Origin of the sequence: Enterobacter sp. GER_MD16_1505_Eko_090 (assembly GCF_003331015.1) — a bacterium.
In the GTDB taxonomy this organism is placed as follows: Bacteria; Pseudomonadota; Gammaproteobacteria; order Enterobacterales; family Enterobacteriaceae; genus Enterobacter; species Enterobacter roggenkampii.
Map to the genome: position 1 here is coordinate 1 of NZ_PUQF01000062.1, position 1,347 is coordinate 1,347.

1 protein-coding gene is annotated in these 1,347 nt (G+C 47.7%); it reads right to left on the reverse strand.

The annotated features are described in order from the left end of the window. Positions 1-265: 265 nt before the first annotated feature. On the reverse strand, positions 266-1,270 hold the full coding sequence (locus tag C6A40_RS24750) for an IS110-like element IS4321 family transposase (RefSeq protein ID WP_000427623.1): 1,005 nt from the start codon (positions 1,268-1,270) through the stop codon (positions 266-268). Positions 1,271-1,347: the final 77 nt, after the last annotated feature.

Here is a 1,347-nt window from a genome sequence, read left to right on the forward strand (position 1 = left end):
GAAAACGGAATCTATGGTCACTCCCGTTTTTGCAACACCGATTTTGACGACAAGTTGGCTTGCTTGAATCTATCCGGCGTCTGAATGGGATTTTATTCCCGCGCCTTGATGAGTTCCGCGCCTGATGAACCTCCAGAAAATATACGGCTTCAATGAGCCTTTCCGTTTTACAGGTTCCTCAACAGGCCGGTGGGCCGTTAGTATCATCAATATCAGTATTCGCAAAACCAGATCAGTAATTCTTTAAACCGGTGTATTTCTGCCGTTATGCTACATAAGTTTGCTGTCGTGCCGTTAGGGCCCAGGCTATTCTGGCCAGCTTGTTTGCCAGAGCACAAGTGACGACAAAGTTGCTTTTCCGGCACAGTAAATCCCTGACCCAGTCGGCCAATTTGCCAGACTGGTGTTCCAGTTTTTGTATGAATACCCTGGCACATTGAACCAACAAAGTTCGGATCTTTTTATTACCTCGCTTACTAATTCCCAGCAATGTCGTCCTACCTCCCGTGCTGTACTGCCGAGGTACAAGCCCTGTTGCCGCCGCAAAGTCACGGCTGCTGGCGTACTGCTTCCCGTCGCCAATCTCAGTTGAAATAGTACTCGCTGTCAGTGTTCCGACGCAGGGAATGCTCAGCAAGCGCTGTCCAACCTCATCTTCGTCCAACTTTCGTTTCAACTGGGATTCCAAATCTTTAATCTGCTCAACAAGATAGTGATAATGCTGTTGTAATTTCAGCAATAACTGGCTGAGGTAAAGAGGCAAACTATTATCCTCAAGAATGGTACTCAGTCGGCTAATAACGGCAGCTCCTCGGGGAACGCTAATGCCAAATTCCAGCAGAAAAGCATGCATTTGATTGGTTGTTTTTACCTTATCCTGAACCAGGGATTCACGGACACGATGCAGAGCCCGCATTGCCTGCTGAGATTCCGTTCTGGGCTGCACAAAACGCATAGACGGACGCGATGCAGCTTCACAAATAGCTTCGGCGTCGACAAAGTCGTTTTTATTGCTTTTAACGAACGGGCGGACAAATTGTGGTGATATCAGCTTTGGGGAATGCCCCAACTCTTCCAACTTGCGTGCCATAAAGTGAGAACCGCCACAGGCTTCCATTGCGATGGTTGTAGCGGGGCATGTCGCCAAAAATTCGATCAACTTTGGCCGGGTAAATTTTTTACGGTAAACAGCCTTCCCGCGACGATCCTGGCAATGAATATGGAAAGAGTTTTTACCCAGATCGATACCAATGAGCGCAATGTTTTCCATGATAGTTCTCCGAATGAAAGCCTGTCCTCAGCATAATACCGGGAAGGAGGGAGTGACCATCTCATTAAATATCCTAC

Coding starts and splice junctions, on each gene's coding strand:
- C6A40_RS24750 (WP_000427623.1), bottom strand. CDS start 1,270: ATGGAAAACATTGCGCTCATTGGTATCGATCTGGGTAAAAACTCTTTC.